This is a genomic window from Exiguobacterium sp. KKT215, from assembly GCF_055635335.1.
Genome location: NZ_CM145756.1, coordinates 1,133,463 through 1,151,812 on the forward strand (window position 1 = coordinate 1,133,463; position 18,350 = coordinate 1,151,812).

Annotated in this window: 17 protein-coding genes; 13 read left to right on the top strand and 4 right to left on the bottom strand. The window is 52.3% G+C overall.

The features are described from left to right. Positions 1 to 31 precede the first annotated feature (31 nt). The 5 genes from dnaG (at position 32) to ACZ2GZ_RS05905 (ending at position 5,379) form a co-directional block, all read left to right on the top strand. Positions 32 to 1,852 carry a DNA primase gene (gene dnaG, locus ACZ2GZ_RS05885; protein ID WP_353048932.1) on the top strand — a complete coding sequence of 607 codons (1,821 nt, stop codon included), beginning with the start codon at positions 32 to 34 and terminating at the stop codon, positions 1,850 to 1,852. A 35-nt stretch (positions 1,853 to 1,887) separates the two neighbouring features. After that, positions 1,888 to 2,982 carry an RNA polymerase sigma factor RpoD gene (rpoD, locus tag ACZ2GZ_RS05890; RefSeq protein ID WP_021065698.1) on the top strand — a complete coding sequence of 365 codons (1,095 nt, stop codon included), beginning with the start codon at positions 1,888 to 1,890 and terminating at the stop codon, positions 2,980 to 2,982. 132 nt (positions 2,983 to 3,114) lie between these two features. Then, positions 3,115 to 3,453: a cytochrome c550 gene (gene cccA / locus ACZ2GZ_RS05895; RefSeq protein WP_021065699.1), complete on the top strand. Its 339-nt coding sequence runs from the start codon at positions 3,115 to 3,117 to the stop codon at positions 3,451 to 3,453. 97 nt (positions 3,454 to 3,550) lie between these two features. Further along, positions 3,551 to 4,267, top strand: a complete 717-nt coding sequence (locus ACZ2GZ_RS05900) for a tRNA (adenine(22)-N(1))-methyltransferase (RefSeq protein ID WP_021065700.1) — start codon at positions 3,551 to 3,553, stop codon at positions 4,265 to 4,267. Then, the gene (locus tag ACZ2GZ_RS05905) at positions 4,267 to 5,379 is read left to right on the top strand and encodes a Nif3-like dinuclear metal center hexameric protein (protein WP_214756525.1); all 1,113 of its coding nucleotides are present in this window, start codon (positions 4,267 to 4,269) and stop codon (positions 5,377 to 5,379) included. Before ACZ2GZ_RS05900 ends, ACZ2GZ_RS05905 begins: the two co-directional genes overlap by 1 nt. A 42-nt stretch (positions 5,380 to 5,421) precedes the next feature. Here ACZ2GZ_RS05905 and ACZ2GZ_RS05910 read toward each other — a convergent pair whose 3' ends face one another. Beyond that, positions 5,422 to 6,375 (bottom strand): 4-hydroxy-3-methylbut-2-enyl diphosphate reductase, encoded by a 954-nt coding sequence (locus tag ACZ2GZ_RS05910; protein ID WP_029595228.1) that lies wholly within the window; start codon positions 6,373 to 6,375, stop codon positions 5,422 to 5,424. Between the two features lie 120 nt (positions 6,376 to 6,495). Here ACZ2GZ_RS05910 and ACZ2GZ_RS05915 point away from each other — a divergent pair, with 120 nt between their 5' ends. The 5 genes from ACZ2GZ_RS05915 (at position 6,496) to ACZ2GZ_RS05935 (ending at position 12,148) form a co-directional block, all read left to right on the top strand. After that, positions 6,496 to 8,259 carry an ATP-binding protein gene (locus tag ACZ2GZ_RS05915; protein ID WP_131471275.1) on the top strand — a complete coding sequence of 588 codons (1,764 nt, stop codon included), beginning with the start codon at positions 6,496 to 6,498 and terminating at the stop codon, positions 8,257 to 8,259. Beyond that, positions 8,256 to 9,194: a sugar ABC transporter substrate-binding protein gene (locus tag ACZ2GZ_RS05920; protein ID WP_214802720.1), complete on the top strand. Its 939-nt coding sequence runs from the start codon at positions 8,256 to 8,258 to the stop codon at positions 9,192 to 9,194. Before ACZ2GZ_RS05915 ends, ACZ2GZ_RS05920 begins: the two co-directional genes overlap by 4 nt. A gap of 52 nt (positions 9,195 to 9,246) precedes the next feature. Next, the gene (locus ACZ2GZ_RS05925; protein ID WP_031199865.1) at positions 9,247 to 10,599 is read left to right on the top strand and encodes a DEAD/DEAH box helicase; all 1,353 of its coding nucleotides are present in this window, start codon (positions 9,247 to 9,249) and stop codon (positions 10,597 to 10,599) included. A gap of 81 nt (positions 10,600 to 10,680) precedes the next feature. Next, complete coding sequence (locus tag ACZ2GZ_RS05930) at positions 10,681 to 11,583, top strand: deoxyribonuclease IV (protein ID WP_214802717.1); 903 nt, start codon at positions 10,681 to 10,683, stop codon at positions 11,581 to 11,583. Then, entirely contained in the window at positions 11,540 to 12,148 is a 609-nt protein-coding gene (locus tag ACZ2GZ_RS05935) for a hypothetical protein (RefSeq protein ID WP_251128647.1), read from the top strand. Before ACZ2GZ_RS05930 ends, ACZ2GZ_RS05935 begins: the two co-directional genes overlap by 44 nt. Before the next feature lie 33 nt (positions 12,149 to 12,181). Here the strand turns inward: ACZ2GZ_RS05935 and ACZ2GZ_RS05940 are convergent, their stop codons facing one another. The 3 genes from ACZ2GZ_RS05940 to ACZ2GZ_RS05950 all read right to left on the bottom strand — a co-directional run bounded on the left by ACZ2GZ_RS05940 (position 12,182) and on the right by ACZ2GZ_RS05950 (position 16,139). Continuing rightward, the gene (locus ACZ2GZ_RS05940; protein ID WP_021065708.1) at positions 12,182 to 12,352 is read right to left on the bottom strand and encodes a DUF1427 family protein; all 171 of its coding nucleotides are present in this window, start codon (positions 12,350 to 12,352) and stop codon (positions 12,182 to 12,184) included. Between the two features lie 92 nt (positions 12,353 to 12,444). After that, positions 12,445 to 14,610, bottom strand: coding sequence for an RNA degradosome polyphosphate kinase (locus ACZ2GZ_RS05945; RefSeq protein WP_058763938.1), 2,166 nt, complete (start codon positions 14,608 to 14,610; stop codon positions 12,445 to 12,447). Continuing rightward, positions 14,607 to 16,139: a Ppx/GppA family phosphatase gene (locus ACZ2GZ_RS05950; protein ID WP_021065710.1), complete on the bottom strand. Its 1,533-nt coding sequence runs from the start codon at positions 16,137 to 16,139 to the stop codon at positions 14,607 to 14,609. Before ACZ2GZ_RS05950 ends, ACZ2GZ_RS05945 begins: the two co-directional genes overlap by 4 nt. A 189-nt stretch (positions 16,140 to 16,328) precedes the next feature. On the opposite strand from ACZ2GZ_RS05950, the gene ACZ2GZ_RS05955 reads away from it, so the two are divergent. From ACZ2GZ_RS05955 to ACZ2GZ_RS05965, 3 genes are read left to right on the top strand one after another with little or no spacing between them, the layout of a single operon-like run. Beyond that, the gene (locus ACZ2GZ_RS05955) at positions 16,329 to 17,087 is read left to right on the top strand and encodes a metal ABC transporter ATP-binding protein (protein ID WP_021065711.1); all 759 of its coding nucleotides are present in this window, start codon (positions 16,329 to 16,331) and stop codon (positions 17,085 to 17,087) included. Further along, positions 17,084 to 17,947, top strand: a complete 864-nt coding sequence (locus tag ACZ2GZ_RS05960) for a metal ABC transporter permease (RefSeq protein ID WP_214802713.1) — start codon at positions 17,084 to 17,086, stop codon at positions 17,945 to 17,947. Before ACZ2GZ_RS05955 ends, ACZ2GZ_RS05960 begins: the two co-directional genes overlap by 4 nt. Further along, the gene (locus ACZ2GZ_RS05965) at positions 17,934 to 18,344 is read left to right on the top strand and encodes a Fur family transcriptional regulator (RefSeq protein WP_021065713.1); all 411 of its coding nucleotides are present in this window, start codon (positions 17,934 to 17,936) and stop codon (positions 18,342 to 18,344) included. The genes ACZ2GZ_RS05960 and ACZ2GZ_RS05965 overlap by 14 nt, the downstream gene beginning before the upstream one ends. Positions 18,345 to 18,350: the final 6 nt, after the last annotated feature.

Here is an 18,350-nt window from a genome sequence, read left to right on the forward strand (position 1 = left end):
CGTTCCGTTTCGTTGCGAGTTTGGATAGGGAGTGGTCAAGTTGCCGCGCATACCGGATGAAGTCATTGCGGAAGTAAAACAAGCCACAGATATCGTTGATTTAATTAGTGAACGCGTTGAATTGAAGAAGCAAGGACATCGTCTCGTCGGGCTTTGCCCGTTCCACTCGGAGAACAGCCCATCGTTCTCCGTGTCCCCGGAGAAAGGGATGTATCACTGTTTCGGATGCGGCGCCGGCGGGAACGTGTTCACGTTCGTTATGGAGACGGAAGGACTATCGTTTCCAGAGACGATTGAACGCCTCGCCACGCGAGCGAATATCGCAATCGAAGGTGGCGTGTCGGGCGACGAGGAATTATCGCGAGACCAAGTCCTCCGTAAACAGATGCGCGATGCGCATCGGGTCGTGGCCGACTTGTATCACGAGGTGTTGATGAAGACCGAGGCGGGCGAAGTCGGATTGACGTATTTGCAGCAGCGCGGTTTAGAGGAGTCGACGATCGGTCAGTATAAGATCGGTTACGCGCCCGACCATCGCCGATTCACCGTGGATTCATTAGAACGAAGAGGTTTCGACCTCGAGGTCATGGTAGAAGCGGGATTGATTTCTAAGTCTAGATCCGGTGAATATTTCGACCGGTTCGAAGGCAGAGTCGTCTTTCCGATTGCGGATCGAGACGGCACCATCGTCGGATTTAGCGGACGGGCGATCGATGAGCGACAGCCAAAGTACGTCAATACGGCGGATACTCCGTTATTTAATAAGAGTGAACTCTTATTCGGGTTCTCACAGGCCCGCGCCACGATGCGCAAACAAAAACGTGTCTTGCTCGTCGAAGGAAACGTCGACGTCTTACAAGTCGCGCAAGCCGGGACGAAAGAAGTCGTCGCCTCGCTCGGGACGGCGTTCTCGTCCCAACATGCCCGCGCCTTGGCCCGCATGGTCGAAGAAGTCATCATCTGTTACGACGGCGATACGGCCGGACAGGAAGCGACGATGAAAGTCGTCCGCTTGCTCGAAGGCTATCCGCTCGACGTGCAAGTGTTGATGTTACCTGAGAAGACCGACCCGGACGACTACATTCGGACGAACGGGGCGGAACAGTGGCGTAAATTGGTCGAATCGGAACGGTTGTCCGTCCTCGATTTCATGAACCGCACGCTCCGGCGTGGGAAAAACATGAATCGAGAAGGAGAACGGATACGGTTTATTGAATCTATGCTTGTGGAAATTAGTAAAACGGATAACTCGATTCGCCGTGACCTGTACTTGAAGAAGCTGGCCAACGAATTTGAGATTCCGGTCGAGACGTTATTGTCGCGGATGCCGAAGACGTCTTCGAAAGAAGCCGTCCCACAGCCCGTCCGCGAACCGGAGCCGGTCCGCCGGCGTTCGTCTAAAGCAAACGAGCCACGCTACGTCAAAGCGGAGAAGTTATTGCTGCGGGCGATGTTGAGTGGTCCGGAACGGGTTCGTTTCGTCCGGGACCGCCTCGGTCTGTCCTACCAGGACGAGGTGCACCGGATGTTGGCGACGGCATTGTATGAAATCGTCTCCGAGGACATGACACACGAGGAGTTCGAACAGGTCGCCCCTCCGTTCATGGAACGATATTGTGACCAACGTCCGGACTATGCGAATCGTTATGCCGAGATTCGACTCATGGCCGCACCGGATGAACTGACCGAAGAGGTTTTAGATGAATACATTAAGGTCATAAACAGTTATGAGGAACAGCGTCAAATCGAGCGGGCGAAAAGGGAAATCGGACAAGATGCCGAAAGTATAGTAGACCAGGCATCCAAGTTACAAGAATTGATTACCCGGAGTCGTCGGCTTCGTGAACGATGAACGTGGAGGAAGTTTGGAAGGAGTTGAACTGCTAGATGGCAGAGAAGAAAAAAGAGGATTTATTTAACGCCATAGAGGAACTTGAGAAATTAGGGAAGAAAAAAGGCGTCGTATCGATGCAGGAGATTCAAGATCGCCTCAGCCATTTCGAGGTGGACTCAGACTTTATCGATAACTTCATCGAAGATTTAGAAGGTAAAGATATCCGCGTCACAGAAGATGCGGCCGATGCCGAAGAGACGCCATCGAAAAAAGAAGACGAAGAGGTCGATTTGAACGACCTATCTGTCCCACCGGGCATTAAAATCAATGACCCGGTCCGCATGTACTTGAAAGAAATCGGACGCGTCGATCTTCTTAGCGCGAAAGATGAGACTGAACTCGCGAAGCGGATTGAACAAGGCGATGAAGAGGCGAAGAAACGCCTTGCCGAAGCCAACCTCCGTCTCGTCGTCTCGATTGCGAAACGTTATGTCGGGCGCGGCATGCTCTTCCTCGACTTGATTCAAGAAGGAAACATGGGCCTCATTAAAGCCGTCGAGAAGTTCGACTATATGAAAGGGTTCAAGTTCTCGACATATGCGACGTGGTGGATTCGTCAAGCAATCACACGTGCCATCGCGGACCAAGCCCGGACAATCCGGATTCCGGTTCACATGGTCGAGACCATTAACAAATTGATTCGTGTTCAACGTCAATTGTTGCAAGACCTCGGACGCGAACCGTCGCCTGAAGAGATTGCCAAAGAGATGGAGCTCACACCTGAGAAGGTGCGTGAAATCTTGAAAATCGCTCAAGAACCGGTGTCACTTGAGACGCCGATTGGTGAAGAAGACGATTCACACCTCGGTGATTTCATTGAAGACCAAGATGCGATGGCTCCACAAGATGCCGCCGCGTATGAATTGCTCAAAGAACAACTCGAAGACGTGCTCGACACGCTCACGGACCGTGAAGAGAACGTACTCCGTCTCCGCTTCGGACTCGATGACGGCCGCACGCGTACGCTTGAAGAAGTCGGTAAAGTGTTCGGCGTCACCCGTGAGCGGATTCGTCAAATCGAGGCGAAGGCACTTCGGAAACTTCGTCACCCGAGCCGTTCGAAACGCTTGAAAGACTTCCTCGATTAATTGTGTTTTTGAATAAAATGTGAAGTTTTAGAAGAAAGGAAGGAAAATGAGTGATTTTCCTTCCTTCTTTATTATTTTTTGAGTAAAATAGTGATGGGTAGAAATTTGGAATGAACATGAGGGGGAAATGCAATGCGTAATCCATTGTTACCGTTTGCAGCGATTGCGATCGTCGCAATCATTGCCATGGTCTCATTATCGTATTTTGGCGTAAACCAAGCACAACAAGCTGCTGAAGGTCCGTCTGTCACTGAGATGAACCCAGAAGACTTGTATGCGGCTAAAGGCTGCACAGGTTGCCACGGTGGAAATCTCGAAGGAGGCGTCGGTCCTGCCTTGACTGGTGTCGGCGAACGTTTATCGGCTGAAGAAATCACGAACATCATCGTCAACGGTAAAGGTGCGATGCCAGCTGGCCTCGCGACTGCCGAAGAGGCGGACGTGCTCGCGACTTGGTTGCTCGAACAATAAGAGGGAAACGTACTCCTAACGGGGTACGTTTTTTATTGTCCTGGCTATCAATATTCGTTACCCTAATAGTGAAGAAGTAGAAAAAGGAGTTGTCCCTATGCAAGAACAAGTGACGTTAGACCGGCGGCTGAAGCAAGTCGTCGATTTCATCCCGAAAGGTAGCGTAGTGGCGGACATTGGATCTGACCACGCTTACGTGCCGTGCTACCTCGTCCAACAAGGCATCGTCAATCGAGCCATCGCCGGCGAAGTGAACCGCGGACCGATGGAGGCGGCAAAAGCGCAAGTCGCGTTGATTGGCGCGACTGAACAGATTGACGTCCGTCTCGGGGACGGACTCGCCGTCCTCGAAGCAGATGAGGCGACCTGTATTTCAATATGCGGGATGGGAGGAAGTTTGATTCGATCGATTTTAGAGAGTGGCCGTGACAAGTTAGGCGCGGTCGAACGACTCGTCTTGCAACCGAACGTGGATGGACAACACGTCCGCGAATGGTTGCTCGACGCAGGTTTCGTGTTGATCGCCGAGTCCATCGTCGAAGAGAACGATAAAGTATATGAGATTCTCGTCGGAGAACGTGGTACGGAGACCCGCTATAGTTCGGATGAAACGGAACGGGCTTGGCAGCTCATGTTCGGACCTTACTTGCTCGAGACACGGCCTGAGGCGTTCAAGCTGAAATGGGGACGCGAAGCGGACAAGCTCGATTATGTGCTCGGTCAAATGGCCGAGGGGGCACAGACCGAGGCGCTCATCCAGAAACAGGAGGAGTTCAAGACGTTACGTGACAAAATGAGAGAGGTGAGCAACTAATGGCGAACGGAAACCATGTCATCCAATTGTTTGACGAATTTGCCCCGAAACATCTTGCCGTCGAGGGCGATAAAATCGGTCTCCAAATCGGTACGTTGAATAAACCGGTACATCGGGTCATGGTGACGCTCGACGTGCTCGAATCGGTCGTCGATGAGGCCATCGAACGAGACGTCGACTTGATTATCGCCCATCATCCACCGATTTTCAGTGCTCTCGAACAAGTGAACGACCGCAGTGCGGCAGGGCGCATCGTCATGAAATGCATTCGGCATGACATCGCCGTCTATGTGGCCCACACGAACTTGGACGTCTGCGAGGGCGGGGTCAACGACTGGATGAGTGAGGCACTCGGGTTGGTCGATCCGACGGTGCTCATCCCGACGTATGAAGAACCGGTGTATAAACTGTCCGTGTTCGTCCCGACGACGCATCGACAAGCCGTGTCGGATGCGCTCGGCCGGGCCGGAGCCGGTCGTCTCGGAGATTATGGGGACTGTCAGTTCACCGTCTCGGGAGAGGGTCAGTTCACACCACTCGAAGGGTCGGACCCCTATCTAGGCCAACACGGCAAGATGGAACATGTCGAGGAAGTGAAAATCGAGACGATTGTCACGGAGAGCCAAAAGAAACGAGTACTCAAGGCGATGACGGACGCACATCCATATGAAGAGGTCGCCTATGATTTGATTCGGGACGACATCGAGGGGCGTGTGTTCGGTCTCGGGCGCATTGGTCGTCTGTCGACCCCGCTCACACTCGCTGCGTTCGCAGAGCACGTCAAGGCGAGCTTTGGCGTCGAGGCGGTGCGTATCGTTGGCAATCCGAACCGGACAATCGAGAAAGTGGCCGTCCTCGGTGGTGATGGGAACAAATACGTGTCGGCCGCCCATTTCAAAGGCGCGGACGTGTATGTGACGGGTGACTTGTATTTCCATGTGGCGCACGACGCGATGGCTCTCGGTCTTTCGGTCGTCGACCCGGGTCATCATGTCGAGAGTGTCATGAAGCAGGGTGTCGTCGACGTCATGCGGCAAAAAGGAGAACGTGCGAAGCTCGATGTCGAATTCTTCGTGTCCGAAGCCGATACGAATCCGTTTCGTTTCTATTGATGATGTGAAAACCCCGTCCTCTCACGAGGACGGGGTTTGATGTCACTTACGGAGCGCCTTCACTTTCGGGAGGATGCTACGGAGTTCAAGATAAGGGGTCTTGTCATGTGTGCTCAAATCGAGCGGGTCATATTGGCTCAAGAAGTCGATCACTTTCTTTGTGATCGGCGTCGGTGTCGACGCGCCTGACGTGACGGCGACCGTCTCGACACCATCGAGCCAAGCCAGGTCGAGCTCGCTCAAATCACCAATGCGATAGGCATTCGTGCCGGCAATCTCTTTAGAGACTTGGGCCAGGCGGTTCGAGTTATTCGATTTCGGGTCGCCGACGACGATTAACAGTTCGCAATCGCCGGCTTGTTCGGCCACCGCTTCTTGACGGACTTGTGTCGCGTTACAGATCTCATTATGCACTTCGACGTGTGGATAACGCTCTTGAATCATTTCGATCAAGGCCGAGACGTCCCATTGACTCATCGTCGTCTGGTTCGTGACGAGGATTTTCGTCTCATAGAGATGGGCCGGCAACGCCTCGAAATCCCGTTCATATTGTACGAGATGAACTTTGCCCGGGGCGACGCCCATGGCACCCTCTGGTTCCGGGTGTCCGTGCTTCCCGATATAGATGACCTCATAGTCGAGGGCCGTCTTTTCACGAATCAAATCGTGCGTGACCAAGACGTCCGGGCACGAGGCATCGACAATCGTCAATCCTTTCTCGATGGCACGTTTACGTACGAGCGGCGAGATGCCGTGAGCGGTAAAGACGACCGTTCCGCGGTCGATGGTCTCGAGTGCTTTCATGCGATCCTCGCCGTCGACCGTCTTGACGCCGAGGTCCTCGAACGCTTGGGTGACATGTCGGTTATGGACGATCATGCCGAGTATATGGATAGGACGCGGTAAATCTGGGTTGGCCACCGCTTCGTTGGCGAGCTTCATGGCATCGACGACGCCGTAGCAGTATCCGCGTGGACTGATTTTTTTAACTTTCATTTTGTAAGGAACGCTCCTTTCGCGATGCTTTCATACGTATTAGTCTAACATTGTTTCGAAAATACGAAAAGAATTGCGTGTATTCATGCTATAATCTTAAGGTTAGAAAGGAGGGACACCGTGGAACGCTTGAGAACATTGCTTGAAGTTCGAAAATCGTACTTCTTTCAGATTACATTTATTATCTTCATTATACTAGGACTTGTCATCTCTTCACTAGCGTTCTCTGCCGATCGTGTGACGGTGTCCCGGGCGGAAGAGCTAGCGAAAGAACAATTTGATTATGCGATTGACGGAAGTATCGAGAACCTAGAGACGCGACTCGGTAAACTGTATGAAGACTTGGTCTATCTCGGCGCCTACGTCGGAAACGAGACGTATATCGAAGAACGGATTCGAACCGGCTATTTGAATCAGCGCACGAGCTTTACCTCGATTTTTTATTACGATTTACGGGACGATGCCTTTAAATGGTACTCGCAACGTCAAGTGCCGGCTACGACGCTGAAAGCCGATGCAAAGTTTAACGAAGTGCTCAACGGTGGAGGCAACGACTTATTCATGAGTGAACCGATTTCCATCTCCGGTGACGTCGGGACATTTTTGTACGTACCGGTCCTTGAGGATAACCGGTTGGTCGGGATGTTCGGCGGCAGCATCAGCGTGCTCAACTCCGATTTATATCGACGCATGCTCGAATCGGCGAACGACGATATGATTCTTTACTTGTTGAACGAGCGGGGCGAGGTGTTATCGACGTCGTTCAATCTCGTCACGGACGCGGAACGTCGTCTGCCTCGCTCGATTATCGAGGCGACGGACGACTATGCGGTCCGGACGATTTTCAGCACTAAGGATGACGTCATCATGTATGAACCGGACGCCCGCGTCGCCGGCTGGAGCGTCCTCGCCAAACATAGTACTGATTCTGTGTACGAGGCGGTCTATGCGACGCGCTGGCAATATTTAATGATTACGCTCGTCACGTTCTTTTTAAGTATCATGGTCGGTTTGCTCTTGTCGAAGACGTTGACGAGCCCGCTCCTCGAGCTCGTGCAAAACATCAAGAAGCAGCAGTCGCTCGAACCGATTCAACTAGAACGGACCGGCTCCAAAGAAGTCGAGACGTTGCTTGATACGTATAACGACTATTCCCGCCGCATGGAGACGGCACGACGGGAACAGCTTAGCCAGCAACAACTGTTGCTTCAGCAAGAGAAGCTCGCCTCGCTCGGACAGCTTGCGGCCGGAATCGCTCATGAGATCCGCAACCCGCTCACACCGGTCCAAATCACGTTACAGATGGTGAAAGAGGGGCATAGCAGCCAAGAAATGCTTGACCTCGCCCTCTCAGAGCTCGACCGGGCCAACCATTTGATTACGACGATGCTCACGCTCGCCAAGCCAGATCAGGCGAAACTGCAAGAAGAATGGCTCGATATGACAGAGTTTGCGAGTCGCCTTGAATTCTTGCTCGACGCCGAGTGTTATAAACGGGTCACGAATTGGGAGTTGAACTTCCCGAACGACATGCCGCCGTTTTACTGCTCGAGCGACATGCTCATTCAAATCATTTACAACTTGTTCAAAAATGCGGTCGAAGCCGTCGACTCGAAAGGGGCCGACGGGAATGTGACGGTCACCATTCAGTTCACGGAGCGGGATTATCGCTTTTTGATTGAGGATAACGGCATCGGCATGACCGAGGCTCAAGTCAAATCGGTCGGATCGGCGTTTTACACGACGAAAGAGAACGGCAACGGCTTAGGTCTCTACATGATTCGCGAATACTTGAAAGCCGTGAACGGTGACATGAACATCGAGAGCGTTGAAGGAGAAGGTACGGCCATGATGATTAAAATCCCAAGGCGGTCGCACCCATGACGAAAGGATTCAAACATTACTGGTTATGGCTACCTGTCGTCTGGGCGTTGACGATTTTACTGATCACCTCGATTCAATTGCCGGAACGTTCGAGTGAGAACAACGAAGTCGGTTTCGTCTTCGTCAGTGAAAAGCATGAGCACGCCAATAAATTGTTGGCTGCTTTCGTCAGGACGGCGAATCAAAAAGGGTTCATCCCTGTCCCGACGACGAGCGAGGACTCACGGGTGTTAGAGAAAGAGAAGTTGGACGCCTTGATTGACCGCGGGGTCGAAGCGATTTTTGTGACGACGCTCGACGAGGCGTTCATTCGTCCGTCGCTCGAGCGTGCCAAGCGGGAAGGGATCCCAATTATCGCGATTGACCGCATGATTGACCATGAGAGCGTCTTGACGTCCGTCATGTCCGACAACGTCGAGATCGGCCGCATGGCGGCGAACCATATCGCCGCCCAACACGCGGGGCTCGACCGTCCGATTCGAGTCGTCGAAGTGCGCGGGACGGCCAAAGTCCGCTCGACGATTGACCGGAGTCTCGGATTGACGGAATATGATAAGGCGAACGACAACCTTCAAGTCGTCGCTTCCATCACCGGAAACTATGATACGTTCCAAGCGGAGATTGAGATGTCACGTTGGCTCGAGGCTGATATCCCGTTCGATGCCGTCTTCTCGCATAACGATGACAATACGTTCGGTGTCGTCCGCGCCCTTGAAAGTCATGGGCTCAGCGACAAAACGCTCGTGTCGGTTGACGGGGTGACAGAAATTTATCCGCTCATCCACAACGGCAAAGTGAATGCGACGGTCGTCCAATCTCCGAACGAGATGATCGAGGTCGGATTTAAAGCGCTCGAACTACATTTGAGCGGCAAAAAAATCGCACCACACTACTACACATCGAGCTATTTATATGAAGGGCTCGCAAAAGATTAATTGACAAATGATTAGATTCCGCTATGCTAGGAAAAGTGGAAAGAAACAGGAGGTGTATCGATTGAACAGCTTCCAACAGTTCAAATTGTTACCGTTTATCGTCGATGCCTTGACAGAAAAGCGCATCACAGTACCGACGGACATTCAGGCCCGGATTATTCCGGCTGCGATGAATGGCCGCGATATCATTGGGAAATCACAAACCGGGACGGGGAAGACGCTTGCGTTCCTCTTACCTATTTTAGAAGCAATCGATCCGAAAGAAGAATCGGTCCAAGCCATCGTCGTCGCACCGACGCGCGAACTCGCTTGGCAGATTCACGAAGAGTTGAAAACACTCCTCGTCAAACAGCCGGACTATATTAAGACAAGTCTGATTGTCGGAGGAACTGACCGGGAACGACAAATCGACAAGATGAAAAACCCACCACAACTGATCATCGGGACACCAGGTCGTTTGCTCGACTTGATGAAAGTCCAAGCGTTATTCCCGCACAAAGTCACGCACTTCGTCGTCGATGAAGCTGACCAAATGCTTGACATGGGCTTCTTGCCTGAAGTCGACCGCATCGCGCAGTCGTTGCCAGAGAAACTTCAAACGATGGTCTTCTCAGCGACAATCCCTGAGAAGTTACAGCCGTTCTTGAAGAAATACTTGCACGACCCACGCTACGCGGAAGCGAGTGAAGAGCACCGTGTCGTTCCGAAAATCAAGCATCACGTCATCCCGGTCCGTCACCGTGACCGTAAGGCGTTGACGGTCGAAATCGCAAAAACGATTAACCCGTTCGTCTGTCTCGTGTTCACAAACACGAAACAAGATGCAGATGAGTTGGAGACGTCGTTCCGCGAGGCGGGACTCAACGTCGGCACGCTTCATGGGGACATGCAAGCTCGTCGCCGGAAGCAAGCCATCAAAGACATTAACGACGCGAAATATCAGTTCGTCATCGCCACCGACTTGGCGGCGCGCGGCATCGATATTAAAGGTGTGTCGCACATCATCAACTTCGGGATTCCAAAAGACCTTGACTTCTATACGCACCGCGTCGGCCGGACGGGCCGCGCCGGTGAGACGGGTGAAGCGTACACGTTGTATGAAGATCACGAGAACGGTCCGATCAATCGACTCGAAGAGCGTGGTTTCACGTTCAAGCACGTCGATGTGAAGAACGGGTCACTTCAAGAGATTAAGACACGCAAACGCCGAACGACCGACCGGAAGATGAAAGTCTCGCAAACGGCGCACAGCCGGATGGCGGGCGAAATCAAGAAGGCGAAGAAAAAGGTCAAGCCTGGTTACAAGAAGAAGTTCAAGTATAAGTTGAAAGAGACGGCCTCACGTGAACATATGCAGAGCCAACGTCAGGAACGTCGCGAAGTTCGTAAGAAGAACCGTCGCTAACCAAAAGAAGAATCGACTTCGTGGAGTCGATTCTTCTTTTTGTGTACACTAAAGACAGATGAGAATGAAGGAGAAATGACTATGTTAAAAATTGGTTCCCACGTTTCAGTTTCCGGTAAGAAGATGTTGCTCGCAGGAAGTGAAGAGGCCGTATCTTACGGTGCCAACACGATGATGGTGTATACGGGTGCGCCCCAAAACACACGTCGCAAACCGATTGAAGACTTGAATATCGAGGCGGCGCTCGTTCATATGGCGGCACACGACATCGAGGAAATCGTTGTCCATGCCCCTTATATCATCAACTTGGGCAATACGACGAAACCCGAGACGTTTGAACTCGCCGTGTCGTTCTTAGCAGCCGAGATTAAACGGGCCGAGGCGCTCCAAGTCGCGCGCCATGTCGTGCTCCATCCCGGGGCCCACGTCGGTGCCGGTGAAGACGTCGGACTCGCTCGCATCATCGAGGGCTTGAACGAAGTGCTCACTGGCGATGAGACGGTTAAAATCGCGCTCGAGACGATGGCTGGGAAAGGCAGCGAGCTCGGCAAGACGTTCGAGGAGCTAGCGACCATCATCAATGGAGTGACGCATAACGATCGTCTCTCGGTCTGCTTCGATACGTGTCACGTCCATGACGCAGGTTACGACCTCGTCGGTGATTTGGACGGCGTCATCGAACAGTTCGACCGAATCGTCGGATTGGATCGGCTCGGTGTCATCCACGTCAACGACTCGAAGAACGTCCGTGGCGCGAAGAAAGACCGGCACGAGAATATCGGATACGGGGAGATCGGCTTTGATACGTTGAACCGCATCATCCATCACGAGGCGTTCACCCACTTGCCGAAGATTTTAGAGACGCCATATATTCCAATCAGTGAGAAGACGAAAGTGGCACCATACAAGCAGGAAATCGAGATGTTCCGGGCGAACCGCTTTGACGCCGAGTGGCGCGAACAGTTCACGCTCGCGCACCAATAAGATGAGCGTCATCCGAATCAACCCGAACGTATATGACGTCTGGTCTGCGCTTCCGACATATTTTCAAGAAGCGAGCCCGTTTTATGTGGAAGGGCAGATTGACGAGGCGACAGCGTGGATTGAGATTCTCGGATATGGAATCGTGGCCGAAGTCGAAGTCATGCTCGTCGAGAAGACGCAGCGCCCGTTCGACCGCTATTGGCGGACGGAGGCAACGCCCGAGGTGACGGCGTATAGTCTCGTCGATGTGATCGGCCTCGACTTTCATCATCCGCTGCTGCGAACGGGCCTGTATGAAGGGGACACGGACGTCGAGATTCGTGATAAGTGGGAGCGGGGGTACCGCGTCCCTTCTGCGAAGTGGACCCGGGAGACGTTCCGCGCCCATTTGGCGGACGAGCAGGCAAGGTTACAACTCGCCCCGACGACTGTCTGTGAGGCATGCGGGGATGACTTGAGCCGTTTTGGAGCATTTGGGGTTCGTCTGATGGAGTATCATCTCGAAGCAGGAAGCGGTACATGGCTTTGCCCGACGTGTCACAAAGCAAGACATTACGATATGTAAAAAAAACGAAGCCCGCGGGCTTCGTTTTTTGAATTAAAATGGCCAGTTCGCGAGTGCGAATTGATATACTTTCATCCCAAGAAACACACCGAAGATGCCGATGACACCAGGTAAAACGGGTGGGGCAGGGAGCGGCAACTTCAAAGCGGTGAAAATCATGCCACAAATAAGACCAGCGAGCAATGACAATAGGATTTCTTGCATGAATGATTCCTCCATAATCGAAATGAAAACGCTTTATTAACAGGTAACCGAATTCATTATACAATGTTCATTCTCGTTTGAGAAGTCTAACATCAGTCATCTGTCATTTTCTCATTTTCAGCTCGTAAGCGAAGGACTTCCCGTTCGGCCCAGTTCGAAGGTTCCCGTTCAAACACGCTCGGAATGTTGTTCCAGCGGCCGCCCGTGTATTGATGGATGATGATTTGTGATTGAATTTGTTCTTGTCCGGCTTCTTGTTTCAAATACACATAACTGCCGTCAGCACGCTGGATTCTGGCTTTCACGTTATCGACGAGTTGTAGCGCGAGCATGTCTTTAATATACGACTTATGTCCCGCATCGAGGATTGGGAATAGAATCTCAATCCGTTTGCGCATGTTACGGGTCATCCAGTCGGCAGAGGAACAATATAAGTCTTCTTTCCCGTTTTGATAGAAGTAGAAGATACGCGAGTGTTCCAAATAGCGATCAATGATGGAGATGACACGGATGTTTTCCGAGATGCCTTTAATGCCCGGACGCAGACAACAGATGCCGCGGATGATTAAATCGATTTTGACGCCGGCCTGTGAGGCGTCGTATAGTTTCGTGATAATTGGCTTGTCGGTAATCGAGTTCATCTTGGCGACGATGCGGCCGTTGCCGTATTTCTCGTGCAGTTTAATTTCGTCCTCAATCTTTTGAAGGAAGAAGTCGTGCATGTCGTCCGGTGACGTCTCGAATTTATGCCACGACGGACGTTCTCCGTACCCCGAGAGCCAGTTGAAGAAGTTGGTCGCGTCTTCGGCGAGCTCTTCGTTCGTTGTCAACAAGCCGATGTCCGTGTACAGCTTGGCGGTCGAGTCGTTATAGTTGCCGGTACCGAGATGGACGAACCGTTGCAAGACGCCGCCTTCAAGAATACGGACGACGAGCGTAATTTTCGAGTGCGTCTTTAACTCTTTATAGCCATAAATGACGTGGGCGCCGGCTTTCTCGAGCTGTTTTGCCCATTGAATATTCTTCTCCTCATCGAACCTGGCCTTCAATTCGACGAGCACCGTCACTTGCTTCCCGCTCTCGGCGGCATCGGTCAGCGCCTTGATAATCGGCGAGTCACCGGACACCCGATATAACGTCTGCTTGATGGCGAGGACGTTCGGGTCTTTGGCCGCCTGGGCGATGAAGCGGACGACCGGGTCGAACGAATGGTACGGATGGTGGAGCAAGTAATCTTTTTTCAGTACCGCTTGGAACAAATCTTTCCCCGGTTCAAGTCCTTCCGGGACGAACGGAATGAGCGTCTCGTTAATCATCTCATCATACTCGATCCCGATTTTATTATAGACCCCGAACAAGAACGTCAAATCGATTGGACCATCGACGAGGAAGATGTCCCGGTCATGAAGGTCGAGCACGTCCTGGAGCATGAACAACAGCTCTTTACTGAGTGACCGTTGCTGCACCTCGAGCCGAATCGCGACCCCGTAGCGTCGTTTCTTCAACTCTTTCTCGATTTGTTTCAAGACGTCGCGGCTGCCTTCCTCATGGAACGGCATATCGGCGTTTCGGGTGATTCGGAACGGCATCGTCGACTCGACTTCGAACCCTTTGAACAACGAGTCGATGAACTGGATGATGACATCCTCGAGCAACATCAAGTCGGTATGGTCCTCATCCTCGGTCGGTAGCTCGAGATAGCGTGGCAAGACGGCCGGCACTTGGACGAGAGCGAGCCGTTTCTTGCCTTCATCGGTCGAGGCGATCTCGACGGCGATATTCAGTGATTTAGACAACAACATCGGGAACGGCCGGTAGGCGTCGACGGCAATCGGCGTCAAGACAGGGAAGACATGCGTCCGGAAATAGAGTTTGACGAACTCGAGTTGCGTCTTATTCAAATGTTTCGGCCGCAAGAAACGGACGTTCTCCGCGGCGAGCTGCTTGAGGATTTTCTTATATGTCGCGTACTGGACCTCGACGAGCTCTTGCGCCTTGATGGAGATGGCTTTGATTTGCTGCTTCGGCGTCAGACCGGCCTTGTCTTCCGGACGGTTGAAGCCGGCGAGCACCTCGTCTTTCAATCCGCCGAAACGGACCATATAAAACTCATCGAGGTTCGAGCTGAAGATGCCGAGAAACTTCAGCCGTTCCATGAGCGGATTGCGTTCGTCCATCGCTTCTTGCAAGACGCGTTCGTTGAAGCTCAGCCAGCTGAGCTCACGGTTATTGAAATGTTCGGGTAAGTAGATGGTCATGAATCTCTCTCCTCTACGCGTAACTCGATTGATTGGTCAATCGCACGTTCCAAATGTTTTTTATGGCGGATGCCGCGTTGCAGTTCAAAGCGCGGGGATGTGTGCGTATGAAGCGTGAAGACAAGTCCTTCCTCGGTCGAGGATACGTCGACGTTCTCTACGACTTGACGTTCGGTCAAATCGAGCGCGTCGACGAGCTTGACGATGGAGCCGAGCAGCTCTAAGCTCTTCAACATCTTCGAGTCGAACCATTCGGGGAAGCCTTCGATATGTTGTTCGAGCAGGCGTCGTGATTTATAGGACGTCACCAAGGCGAGGGCGAGCCTGTCCTCGTTGTTCATCCCTTTAAAATCGTTCGTCGTAATCAAGTGGAACGTGTGGTCGCTCTTGTTATTATGGTCGATATATTCCCCGACATAAGCGAGCCGGCACGCCCCTTCTAAAAGACCGGGTTCGAACGGTTTCGGCTTAATCGTCTTCGTCTCAATCAAGCCGGTGTAAATTTGGCGGGCGAGATGAATCAAGTGTTGATGACGGACCGGGTCGACGGCATACTGCTTCTCGAAATGACGGAAACTTTCTTCTTTGACGTCACCGAAACGGACCCGATTGTTTTCCTTTAAGTAGTACTCATAGAACAAGCCCTCGCGTAGTCCGTTGTTGCTCATCATGAACTCAGGAACTTTCAAATACTTCGCCAGTTCATCGATGGCGGTCACGGCCGGGGCGATGATGTCCATCCGGTCCTTCGACAAACCGTCGAGACGCCCAAGTTGTTTCGGCGACATTTGTATGAGTTCGTCGACGACATCATGCAGGCGGTCGGCCCCGAGCGTGTATTGATGAATTCCCTCGAGTGGGAACAAGGACATCGACTGTTCGACCCGAACGAGGTTTCGAGCCGTGCCTCCGACACCGACGAGCGGTATACCGTGCGGCTCGAGCCAGTCGATCTCTTTGAACGACTTTTTCAAGAACGTCGTCAATTGTTTACGCTCGTCTTTCGTGAGCGTGTCACCCTTCATGAAGTCCTCGGTCAATGTGACGGCTCCGAACGGGAAGCTGTGATAGAAGACGAGTTCACGATCTTTGAAGTAGGTCACTTCCATTGAACCACCACCGATATCGACTGAATAGCCGTCCTCGATATACGTCGAGTTGATGATGGCCGAGTAGCCGTAAAACGCCTCCTCATAGTCGCTCAACAACCGAATCTCCATGCCGGTCGCTTGCCGGACTTCTTCTAAAATGGCCTCGGAATTGCTGGCGTTGCGGATGGCGGCCGTCGCGACGGGCAACACTTCTTTCACTTCGTGATGCTCGTTCAAGCGATTAAAGTGATTCAGCGTCTCGATGAGCGCCTCGATGCCAGACTCGGACAGTTCATTGTCATCGGTGATATGGCTCGACAGCCGTGCCACTTCTTTCACGTTCAACCGTTCAAAATACTGACCGTGGCCGTTCACTTCAAAAATGACGTTACGAATCGAGTTGGACCCGATATCGATGACTGCTAGTTTTTTCTCCACGGAAAAACCCCCTCTGCGTTATCTCTAGTGTACAACGAAGATCATAAAATTACATACGGATTTCAGTTCGTGCGCCGCCAATCGGCTCGCATTGCCTCTATACTTGAAGCATGGACTGATATTCTGTATAATACAGACGCCAAGCAAGTAGAAATGATTACGATTTATAACACGAGAGAAGGGTAGCTTATGACGACATCCGTCGTAAAATTAAATCATGTTTCCTATCATTACGATGGGACCGCCGCGCTACAGGACGTGTCCATCGATATTAAACAAGGCGACTTTGTCGCCGTCGTCGGGGAGAACGGTTCCGGCAAATCGACGCTGATTCGGACGATTCTCGGATTGTTATCGCCGCAAACCGGATCGGTCGAACTGTTCGGCCGTCCCCAAGGACAGTTCAAAGACAAGTCTCGTATCAGTTACGTTTCCCAAAAAGCCGCGTCGTTTAACTCTGGATTTCCGGTGACGGTCGAGGAAGTCGTCGCCATGGGCCGCTATGGACGCCTCGGTCTATTCAAACGATTGAATATCGAAGACAAGGCGGCCATTCAAAATGCACTCGAGACGGTCAATATGTGGCAGTTTCGACATCGGAAAATCGGCAGCCTGTCCGGCGGTCAGCAACAGCGCGTCTTTATTGCTCGAGCGATCGTCAACCAACCGGACTTGCTCATCTTGGATGAGCCGACGGTCGGGGTCGACCAAAAACATTTGCGTGATTTTTATGAGGTGCTCCATCTGTTGCGCGAGCACACGTCATGTACGTTCATTCTCGTTACCCATGACTTGAACGTCGTCACCGACCTCGTCACGAAAGTCGTCCATCTCGATCACGGACGTATGGCATGCAACTGTGGATTAAAAGAATATAGTGAACTCGGCGAATTGACGGCGATTAAGCCGTACCCGGTCAAAGTGCTCGTCCATGAAGGTACGTCATGATCACGGATCTGTTCACGTACAGCTTTTTACGTTATGCGTTCATCGCAGCCGTCGTCATCGGGTTCACCGCGCCGCTCATCGGCTCGTTCGTCGTTGTCAGACGGATGAGCTTAATTGCCGACGCATTGTCCCATATGACGCTTGCCGGAATCTCGTTCAGTCTGTTCCTCGGACAGTATATTCTGCTGTTCAGCGACTTGAACCCGCTTTACTTGGGGACGCTCGTCTCCGTGCTCGCCGCGCTCGGCCTCAATTGGCTCCGCGGAAAATACGTCCATTTCCAAGAGTTGTCGATTCCGATCATGATGTCGGCCGGGATGGGACTCAGTGCGATCTTCATCTCGTTGTCGCGCGGGTTTTCCATCGATTTGTCGACGCTCCTGTTCGGGTCAATCTCAGCGGTCAGTCTATCAGACATCTGGATGATTTTGGCGGTGGCGGGTTTCACGCTACTCGTCATTATCGTGTTCTATAAACAGCTGTTGTTCTTGTCGTTCGATGAAGAACAGGCGAAAGTGTCGGGTCTGCCGAGTACGATGCTCCACGTGCTGTTCATGTTCGTCGTCGCGCTCGTCATCGCCGTCAGCATGCGCATCGTCGGCACACTGCTCGTCTCGAGTCTGATCACATTACCGGTCGCGGCTGCGCTCCGGTTCACGAGCAGCTTCAAGCAAACGATTCTCTGGTCAATCGTGTTCGGAGAAGTCGCGACGATTGGCGGACTCATCCTCGCCTATGAGCTCGATGTCGCCCCGGGTGGTGTCATCGTTCTGCTCGCCGTTATGATTTTAGCCGTCGTCATGTTGGCCGAACGATTCGGACTCGCTCGGAAGAAGGAGGTTCGTTATGAAGGAAACTGAACAATTGACCCGTCTGCAATCGTCGTCGCTCAAAGTGACACCGAAACGGATTGAGATGTTTGCCTTTCTCGCGGCGGAAGAGCGTTACGTCAGTGCCAAGGACGTGCTCGACTATATGCGCGCGAAACATCCGACGATGAGTTTTGACACCGTGTACCGCAACTTGAAGTCATTCGCCGAGGAAGGATTGCTCGAAGCGACCGAATTGAATGGAGAGAAGGCGTTCCGCGTCACGTGCGGGTCGAATCATCATCATCACCATTTGATTTGCCGCGGTTGCGGTAAGACGAAGCTGCTCGAGCTCTGCCCGATGCGCTATGTCGAGACGCTCGATCCTGATTTTGAGGTCGTCGATCATAAATTCGAAATTTACGGGTATTGTAAACAATGTAAGTGACGAGAA

Bases quoted from the DNA above. Each gene is read 5' to 3' on its own strand.
- ACZ2GZ_RS05940 (WP_021065708.1), bottom strand. From the start codon at position 12,352: ATGCAAGAAATCCTATTGTCATTGCTCGCTGGTCTTATTTGTGGCATG.
- ACZ2GZ_RS05920 (WP_214802720.1), top strand. From the start codon at position 8,256: ATGACGAAAGGATTCAAACATTACTGGTTATGGCTACCTGTCGTCTGG.
- ACZ2GZ_RS05900 (WP_021065700.1), top strand. From the start codon at position 3,551: ATGCAAGAACAAGTGACGTTAGACCGGCGGCTGAAGCAAGTCGTCGAT.
- rpoD (WP_021065698.1), top strand. From the start codon at position 1,888: ATGGCAGAGAAGAAAAAAGAGGATTTATTTAACGCCATAGAGGAACTT.
- ACZ2GZ_RS05945 (WP_058763938.1), bottom strand. From the start codon at position 14,610: ATGACCATCTACTTACCCGAACATTTCAATAACCGTGAGCTCAGCTGG.
- ACZ2GZ_RS05905 (WP_214756525.1), top strand. From the start codon at position 4,267: ATGGCGAACGGAAACCATGTCATCCAATTGTTTGACGAATTTGCCCCG.
- ACZ2GZ_RS05955 (WP_021065711.1), top strand. From the start codon at position 16,329: ATGACGACATCCGTCGTAAAATTAAATCATGTTTCCTATCATTACGAT.
- ACZ2GZ_RS05960 (WP_214802713.1), top strand. From the start codon at position 17,084: ATGATCACGGATCTGTTCACGTACAGCTTTTTACGTTATGCGTTCATC.
- ACZ2GZ_RS05965 (WP_021065713.1), top strand. From the start codon at position 17,934: ATGAAGGAAACTGAACAATTGACCCGTCTGCAATCGTCGTCGCTCAAA.
- ACZ2GZ_RS05910 (WP_029595228.1), bottom strand. From the start codon at position 6,375: ATGAAAGTTAAAAAAATCAGTCCACGCGGATACTGCTACGGCGTCGTC.
- cccA (WP_021065699.1), top strand. From the start codon at position 3,115: ATGCGTAATCCATTGTTACCGTTTGCAGCGATTGCGATCGTCGCAATC.
- ACZ2GZ_RS05930 (WP_214802717.1), top strand. From the start codon at position 10,681: ATGTTAAAAATTGGTTCCCACGTTTCAGTTTCCGGTAAGAAGATGTTG.